This is a genomic window from Kitasatospora sp. NPDC059577, from assembly GCF_042735475.1.
In the GTDB taxonomy this organism is placed as follows: Bacteria; Actinomycetota; Actinomycetes; order Streptomycetales; family Streptomycetaceae; genus Kitasatospora.
In genome coordinates this window covers 229,867-236,563 of sequence record NZ_JBHWBZ010000004.1, presented here as the reverse complement: position 1 = coordinate 236,563, position 6,697 = coordinate 229,867, and the positions used below count along the sequence as shown (strand labels likewise).

8 protein-coding genes are annotated in these 6,697 nt (G+C 71.4%); 5 read left to right on the top strand and 3 right to left on the bottom strand.

Going from position 1 to position 6,697, the window contains the following annotated elements:
• Positions 1–204 precede the first annotated feature (204 nt).
• Positions 205–1,782, top strand: coding sequence for a glycosyltransferase family 87 protein (locus ACFV0O_RS06480; RefSeq protein ID WP_380337128.1), 1,578 nt, complete (start codon positions 205–207; stop codon positions 1,780–1,782).
• A 46-nt stretch (positions 1,783–1,828) separates the two neighbouring features.
• Here ACFV0O_RS06480 and ACFV0O_RS06475 read toward each other — a convergent pair whose 3' ends face one another.
• From ACFV0O_RS06475 to ACFV0O_RS06465, 3 genes are all read right to left on the bottom strand, one after another.
• A complete protein-coding gene (locus ACFV0O_RS06475) occupies positions 1,829–2,863 on the bottom strand; it encodes an alanine racemase (RefSeq protein ID WP_360260039.1) in 1,035 nt (344 codons plus the stop codon).
• Positions 2,864–2,876: 13 nt separating this feature from the next.
• Entirely contained in the window at positions 2,877–3,995 is a 1,119-nt protein-coding gene (locus tag ACFV0O_RS06470; RefSeq protein ID WP_360260042.1) for a peptidoglycan bridge formation glycyltransferase FemA/FemB family protein, read from the bottom strand.
• Positions 3,996–4,178: 183 nt separating this feature from the next.
• Positions 4,179–4,478: a hypothetical protein gene (locus ACFV0O_RS06465; protein WP_380337124.1), complete on the bottom strand. Its 300-nt coding sequence runs from the start codon at positions 4,476–4,478 to the stop codon at positions 4,179–4,181.
• 316 nt (positions 4,479–4,794) lie between these two features.
• On the opposite strand from ACFV0O_RS06465, the gene rpsF reads away from it, so the two are divergent.
• From rpsF to rplI, 4 genes are all read left to right on the top strand, one after another.
• Positions 4,795–5,085, top strand: coding sequence for a 30S ribosomal protein S6 (gene rpsF, locus ACFV0O_RS06460; protein WP_063348486.1), 291 nt, complete (start codon positions 4,795–4,797; stop codon positions 5,083–5,085).
• A gap of 96 nt (positions 5,086–5,181) precedes the next feature.
• Positions 5,182–5,796 carry a single-stranded DNA-binding protein gene (locus ACFV0O_RS06455; RefSeq protein ID WP_380337121.1) on the top strand — a complete coding sequence of 205 codons (615 nt, stop codon included), beginning with the start codon at positions 5,182–5,184 and terminating at the stop codon, positions 5,794–5,796.
• Between the two features lie 79 nt (positions 5,797–5,875).
• Complete coding sequence (rpsR, locus tag ACFV0O_RS06450) at positions 5,876–6,112, top strand: 30S ribosomal protein S18 (RefSeq protein ID WP_030059640.1); 237 nt, start codon at positions 5,876–5,878, stop codon at positions 6,110–6,112.
• A gap of 17 nt (positions 6,113–6,129) precedes the next feature.
• Entirely contained in the window at positions 6,130–6,576 is a 447-nt protein-coding gene (rplI, locus tag ACFV0O_RS06445) for a 50S ribosomal protein L9 (protein WP_380337118.1), read from the top strand.
• Positions 6,577–6,697 lie beyond the last annotated feature (121 nt).

Here is a 6,697-nt window from a genome sequence, read left to right as displayed (position 1 = left end):
CCTCTACCCCACCCCCCCCCCCACCCCCCCCGCCGGGGGGGGGGTCTCTCCCTGACGACCCCCCCCGGGGGGGGGGGGGCCCCCCCGGGGCGGCCCCCCACCGCCGTTTTCGTCACGGTTCGCGGACCCGGCCGCTCCGGACCCCCGCAGACCGTGGCGGGGTCCTCCTCGTCCCGGCGGGAATGGTGCGGCAGGATGTCCGGCATGACGTCGAGCGATCGTGACGAAACCGCCGGGCCGACAGGGCCCGGCGCCGCCGCAGGGCCCACCCCGGCAGCCGGCGCCACGGCCGCCCCGCCGGTCAACACCGTGGTCGTCCCGGCCGACGAGGACCCGGTGGCGGCGGCCGGCAGCGAGGTGTTCGGCGGGCCTCCCGGGCGCAGGGCGTTGCTCGGCGTCTCCTGGTGGATCCCGGCGCGCTTCCTGGCGCTCGCGGTGATCGTGGTCTCGGTGCTCGGCATGGTGCAGAAGCTGCCCTGCTACGAGCAGGCCTGGTTCCAGCCGGGCTCGCCGCAGTACATCCACGCCTGCTACAGCGACATCCCGCACCTGTTCTCCGGACGCGGCTTCGCGTCCGGGCTGCACCCGTACGTGGACCGCATCCCGGGCTCGTCGGGGGACCTGCAGTACCTGGAGTACCCGGTGCTGACCGGCCTGTTCATGCAGGTCGCGGCCTGGCTGACGCCCGGCGGGGGCAACCAGCAGAACCAGGAGCAGTGGTTCTGGGCGGTCAACGCGGGGCTGCTGATGGCCTGCGCGGTGGTCGCGGTGGTGGCGCTCACCCGCACCCACCGACGCCGCCCCTGGGACGCGCTGATGTTCGCGCTCGCGCCCGTCCTGCTGCTCAACGGCACGGTCAACTGGGACCTGCTCGCGGTCGCGCTGGCCGCCGTGGCGGTGGCCTGGTGGTCCCGCTCCCGGCCGGGCTGGGCCGGCGTCTTCATCGGGCTGGCCACCGCCGCCAAGCTCTACCCCCTGCTGCTGCTCGGCCCGCTGCTGGTGCTCTGCTGGCGGGCCGGCAAGTGGCGCGAGTTCCGGGTGGCGCTGGGCGGCGCGGTGGGCGCCTGGCTGGTGGTCAACCTGCCGATCATGCTCGCCAACTGGCAGGGCTGGTCGACCTTCTACGTGTTCAGCAAGCACCGCGGCGAGGACTACGGCTCGTTCTGGCTGATCCTGATGCAGACCCGCGGCGTGGGGCTGGCCGACCTCGACCTCTACATCGGGGTGCTGATGGTGCTGGGCTGCCTGGCCATAGCGTGGCTCGGGCTCTCCGCGCCGCGCCGCCCGCGCCTGGTGCAGCTGGCCTTCCTGGTGGTCGCGCTGTTCGTGCTGGTCAACAAGGTGTACTCGCCGCAGTACGCGCTCTGGCTGCTGCCGCTCGTGGTGCTGGCCCGGCCGCGCTGGCGGGACTTCCTGGTCTGGCAGGCCTGCGAGGTGCTCTACACCCTGGGCATCTGGTCCCACCTGGGCTTCGTCACCGGGCCCAAGCAGCACGGGATCGGCGAGGCCTGGTACCACTTCGCGATCGGGCTGCACCTGATCGGCACGCTCTACCTGGTCGCCCTGGTCGTGCGCGACGTCCTGCACCCGGACCGCGACCCGGTCCGCTGGGACGGCAGCGACGACCCCTCCGGCGGGGTGCTCGACCACGCCCCGGACGTGTTCGTGCTGGGCACCGCCCGGCGGCTGCGCGAGGAGGAGACCTACGCCGCGTACGCGCCGGCCGGCTCTGAGCAGTGGCTGGGAGAGCCGGAACTGCTGGAGCCGGCCGACAAGCCGTGACCCGTCACGTCCGACGGGTCCTGGGGTCCGCCACGAGGACCTGGGCCTAGCGGTCCACCACGCGGTCGAAGTGCGTGGTGGTGTGGCGGACCTGGAGACCGAGCTCCTCGCCGATCGCCGGGGGCTCGGTCTCGCCGTCCAGGAAGAGCAGCGAGACCTGCATGTGCGGCGGCTCGGCGAACCAGAGCTGCTTGCCGGCCCAGTGGAACGGCGACTTGGTCTTGTTGACGGTCGCCAGCCCGGCCCGGGCGATGCCCTTGGCCCGCGAGGCCATGCTCTGCACGTACTTGGGCGCCTCCAGGCCGATGCCGTGCGCGGTGCCGCCGGCGACCACCAGGATGTGGCCGTCGGCCGGCGCCGGGTGCTGGCGGTAGCCGTAGCGGTCGCCCTTCTTCAGCGGGGTGACGTCCAGGACGGTGGCGCGGACCTCCAGCGCGGCGTGGTCGCCCAGCCAGAGCCGGGTGCCGATCCGGGCCCGGAATACCGTCCCCGGGTAGCGCTGGGCCAGCTGCTCCATGCCGGCCGCGCCGAGGTGGCTGACGAACACGGTGTGCACCGGGATGCCGGCCGCGCGGGCGGTGTCCACCCAGTACGCGACCTCCTCGACCGGGCTGGAGCCGTCCGGCCGGTCCATCGGCAGGTGCAGCGCCAGGCCCTCGAAGCTGACGCCGTCCAGCTCGGCGGCGACGGTGCTCAGGTCGGCGGCGCTCACGCCGTGGCGGCGCATGGTGGTCATGCACTCCAGCACCACCCGGGTGCCGTGCAGCGTCCGCAGCGCGGCCACGCTCGCCACCGTGCGGATCACCCGGGCGTGCGGCAGCGGCAGGACCTCCTCGCCGACCCGGTAGGGGGTGAGCACCAGCAGCTCGCCGCCGTACCACTCGGCGACGTCGGCGGCCTCGTACGCGGTACCGACGGCGAGCACACCGGTGCCCAGCAGCGTCGCCTCCTCGGCCAGCCGGTGGTTGCCCAGGCCGTAGCCGTTCCCCTTGGCGACCGGCACCAGGCCGGGGAACTCGGCGAGGACGGAGCGCTGGTGGGTGCGCCAGCGTTCGGTGTCGAGGTAGAGCGACAGCGTCATCGGGTCAGCCTCCTCAGCGGCGGGACATGTAGAGGTCGAGGGCCTTGTGCAGCAGCTTGTTGAGCGGGAAGTCCCACTCGCCGAGGTACTCGGCCGCCTGGCCGCCGGTGCCGACCTTGAACTGGATCAGACCGAACAGGTGGTCGTTCTCGTCCAGGGTGTCACTGATGCCGCGCAGGTCGTACACCCCGCCGCCGAGGGCGTAGGAGTCGCGCATCATCCGCCACTGGATGGCGTTGGACGGCTTGACCTCGCGCTTGTGGTTGGCCGAGGCGCCGTAGGAGTACCAGACGTGCTCGCCGACCACGAGCATCGTGGTGGCGGCCAGCGGCTCGCCGTCGTGGTAGGCGATGTAGAGCCGCATGCGGTTCTGGTCCTCGGCGGTGAGGGCCTTCCACATCCGCTGGAAGTAGGACAGCGGGCGCGGGGTGAAGCGGTCGCGCTCGGCGGTCACCAGGTAGAGCTGGTGGAAGATCGGCAGCTCGTCGTAGCCGCCCTGGTACACCTCGACGCCGCTCTTCTCGGCCTTCTTGATGTTGCGGCGCCACAGCTGGTTGAAGTTCTTGTGGATGTCGTCCAGCGAGCGGTTGGCCAGCGGCACCTGGAAGACGTAGCGGGGCTGGACGTCGCCGAAGCCGGCGCCGCCGTCCTCGCCCTGCAGCCAGCCGGCCTTGCGCAGCCGGTCGGCCACCTCGAAGGCGCGCGGCTCGTACCAGTCGGCCTCGACGTCGCGCAGCCGCTTGGCCTGCTTGGCGGCGATGGCCTCCTTGATGGTGGGGGCGTTCCAGCGGCGGATGACCACCGGCGGGCCCATCTTCACCGAGAACGCGCCCTGCGACTTCAGGTGCGCCAGCATCGGGGAGAGCCAGCGGTCGAGGTCGCGGTCGAACCAGTCGATGACCGGGCCCTCGGGCAGGTAGGCCAGGTAGCGCTTGAGCTTGGGCAGCTGGCGGTAGAGCACCAGGCCGGCGCCGACGAGCTGGTTGGCGTCGTCGAACCAGCCGATCGACTCGGACCGCCACTCCGCCTTCACGTCGCCCCACGACGGCACCTGCATGTGGCTGGCCGAGGCGCGGCTCCTGATGAAGGCGAGGTGCTCCTCGCGGGTGATCGTCCTCAGGCGCAGGCTCATTGCTCGGTGCTCCTCGTCGGTCGGGCTGCGGTGGGCCCCAGGTTCTCGGGCTGACCTTATCGTCCGGGGTCCGGGCGCCCGTCGCGGCGGGCACGACGGCGCCCCCGTCGCGGTACCTGTCTCCTTGCAGATACGCGACGGGGGCGCCGAGGGTTCCTGGGGGCCGGAGCGGGCCCGGGCGGATCAGCCCCAGAGGCCGCCGCGGGCGATGCCGAGGTAGAAGCCGACCGCGGAGGCGCCGAGCGAGACCATCAGGACGAAGCGCTCGGCGGTGGTGACCGAGACGAACACGCCCCAGAACCCCGTGACGACGCCGGCCAAGCCGGTCCACGAGGTCAGCAGGTGGAGGTCGTAGAAGAACGAGGTGGTGAAGGCGATCACGCCCAGGACGGCGGTGAGCGCCACCAGGGTGTTCTCGCGGGGGTGCGGATGGCCGTCGGTGTTCAGCGTGAGCGCGGGCATGCGGTGGACGGACTGGGCCATTGGTCCCACCTCCAGGCGTGGAGACGAACGGGCAGGAATCCCGTTCCGTCCAGATTGCGGCGCTTGGGCCGCTCTCACAACCCCTATGCGTTTTGTTCGGCCGTACGGGTGCGGGTAGGCTGTGCCGTCTGCACTGGTGTAGTTGTGCCCCCTTGCGCCCTCTTCCGGGCGACGCCCCTGCGGGCGGGCGGGGCCGACTGTCGGACCCGGCCGCTACGGTGGGCCGGAGTCGTCACCGCGCCGGTGCCGACGCTACGCACAACCCTCCTGCCACGGAGAGACCGTGGCCGCTGAGTCCAAAGGAGGTGGGTTACCCATGCGTCACTACGAGGTGATGGTCATCCTCGACCCCTCGGTCGAGGAGCGCGCTGTCTCCCCCCTGATCGAGAACTTCCTCACGGTCGTCCGCAACGCGGGCGGCAAGGTGGAGAAGGTCGACACCTGGGGTCGTCGCCGTCTGGCTTACGAGATCAACAAGCAGTCCGAGGGCATCTACTCGGTCATCGACCTGAAGGCCACGCCTGAGGTCGTCAAGGAGCTCGACCGCCAGATGGGCCTGAGCGAGTCGGTTCTGCGGACCAAGGTCCTGCGCCCGGACACCCACTGAGCCACCTCTGAGGCCTTCGGGTCTCGGGTAGCTCGCGACCGCTGTTTCACGTGAAACAGCGGTGAACGGACATCTTCCCGAGAGGTCATCACCACCATGGCAGGCGAGACCGTCATCACCCTCGTCGGCAATCTCGTCGACGACCCCGAGCTGCGCTTCACCCCGTCGGGTGCGGCGGTCGCGAAGTTCCGCATCGCGTCCACCCCCCGCACCTTCGACCGTCAGACGAACGAGTGGAAGGACGGCGAGAGCCTCTTCCTCACGTGCAACGTCTGGCGGCAGCCGGCGGAGAACGTGGCCGAGTCGCTGCAGCGCGGCATGCGCGTCATCGTGCAGGGCCGACTGCGCCAGCGGTCTTACGAGACCAAGGAAGGCGAGAAGCGGACGGTCTTCGAGGTCGAGGTCGACGAGGTCGGCCCGAGCCTGCGCTCGGCGACCGCCAAGGTCACCCGGGCCAACCGGTCCGGTGGTCCCGGCGGCCCCGGTGGCGGCTTCGGCGGCCAGCAGGGCGGCGGCCAGCAGGGCGGCGGCAACTGGGGTGGCGGCGGCGGCCAGCAGGGCGGCAGCTGGGGTGGAAACTCCGGCGGCCAGTCCGGCCCCTCCGAGGACCCCTGGGCCTCCAGCGCCCCGTCCGGTGGAAACCAGGGCGGCGGCTGGGGTGCCCCGTCCGGTGGTGGTGGCGGCGGCTACTCGGAAGAGCCCCCGTTCTAAGAGCTGACAGATTTCGTGCGGCCCGGCCGTCGGCGTCCCCGGACGCCCGCCGGGCCGTGAACCCCAAATGGAGCACACAATGGCGAAGCCGCCTGCTCGCAAGCCGAAGAAGAAGGTTTGCGTCTTCTGCAAGGACAAGGTCAACTACGTTGACTACAAGGACACGAACCTGCTGCGGAAGTACATCTCCGACCGCGGCAAGATCCGTGCCCGCCGGGTCACCGGCAACTGCACCCAGCACCAGCGTGACGTCGCCACGGCCGTGAAGAACAGCCGTGAGATGGCGCTGCTGCCCTACACCAGCACCGCGCGCTAAGAGAGGGTGACCGAGTAATGAAGATCATCCTCACGCACGAGGTGCCGGGTCTCGGCTCCGCCGGCGAGGTCGTCGAGGTCAAGGACGGCTACGCCCGCAACTACCTGGTCCCGCGTGGCTACGCCATCCGCTGGACCAAGGGCGGTCAGAAGGACGTCGACGCCATCCGTCGCGCCCGCAAGATCCACGAGATCCAGACCCTCGACGCCGCCAACGACGTCAAGGGCAAGCTGGAGGGCGTCCAGGTCAAGCTGGCCGTTCGCTCCGGCGAGGCCGGCCGTCTGTTCGGCTCGGTGACCCAGGCCGACGTCGTCGAGGCCATCAAGGCCGCCGGCGGCCCGTCGGTCGACAAGCGCGCCGTCGCGATCGCCTCGCCGATCAAGACCGTGGGCACCCACAAGGTCTCGGTCAAGCTGCACTCCGACGTCCAGGCCAACCTGGACATCGCGGTCGTCGCTGCCTGAGTTCCGTAGCAGTGGCCCCGGGGGGGGGGGGCCCCCCGGGGCCCCCCCCCCCGGCGGGGCCCGGGGCGGCGGGCCCCCCCCCCCCCCCCGCGGCACACCCCCCCCCCCCCCCCCCGGGGCG

What these genes read in the sequence shown, in the direction of transcription:
- ACFV0O_RS06480 (WP_380337128.1), top strand. Translation starts at nt 205, where the DNA reads ATGACGTCGAGCGATCGTGACGAAACCGCCGGGCCGACAGGGCCCGGC.
- ACFV0O_RS06465 (WP_380337124.1), bottom strand. Translation starts at nt 4,478, where the DNA reads ATGGCCCAGTCCGTCCACCGCATGCCCGCGCTCACGCTGAACACCGAC.
- ACFV0O_RS06455 (WP_380337121.1), top strand. Translation starts at nt 5,182, where the DNA reads ATGGCAGGCGAGACCGTCATCACCCTCGTCGGCAATCTCGTCGACGAC.
- ACFV0O_RS06475 (WP_360260039.1), bottom strand. Translation starts at nt 2,863, where the DNA reads ATGACGCTGTCGCTCTACCTCGACACCGAACGCTGGCGCACCCACCAG.
- rpsR (WP_030059640.1), top strand. Translation starts at nt 5,876, where the DNA reads ATGGCGAAGCCGCCTGCTCGCAAGCCGAAGAAGAAGGTTTGCGTCTTC.
- rpsF (WP_063348486.1), top strand. Translation starts at nt 4,795, where the DNA reads ATGCGTCACTACGAGGTGATGGTCATCCTCGACCCCTCGGTCGAGGAG.
- rplI (WP_380337118.1), top strand. Translation starts at nt 6,130, where the DNA reads ATGAAGATCATCCTCACGCACGAGGTGCCGGGTCTCGGCTCCGCCGGC.
- ACFV0O_RS06470 (WP_360260042.1), bottom strand. Translation starts at nt 3,995, where the DNA reads ATGAGCCTGCGCCTGAGGACGATCACCCGCGAGGAGCACCTCGCCTTC.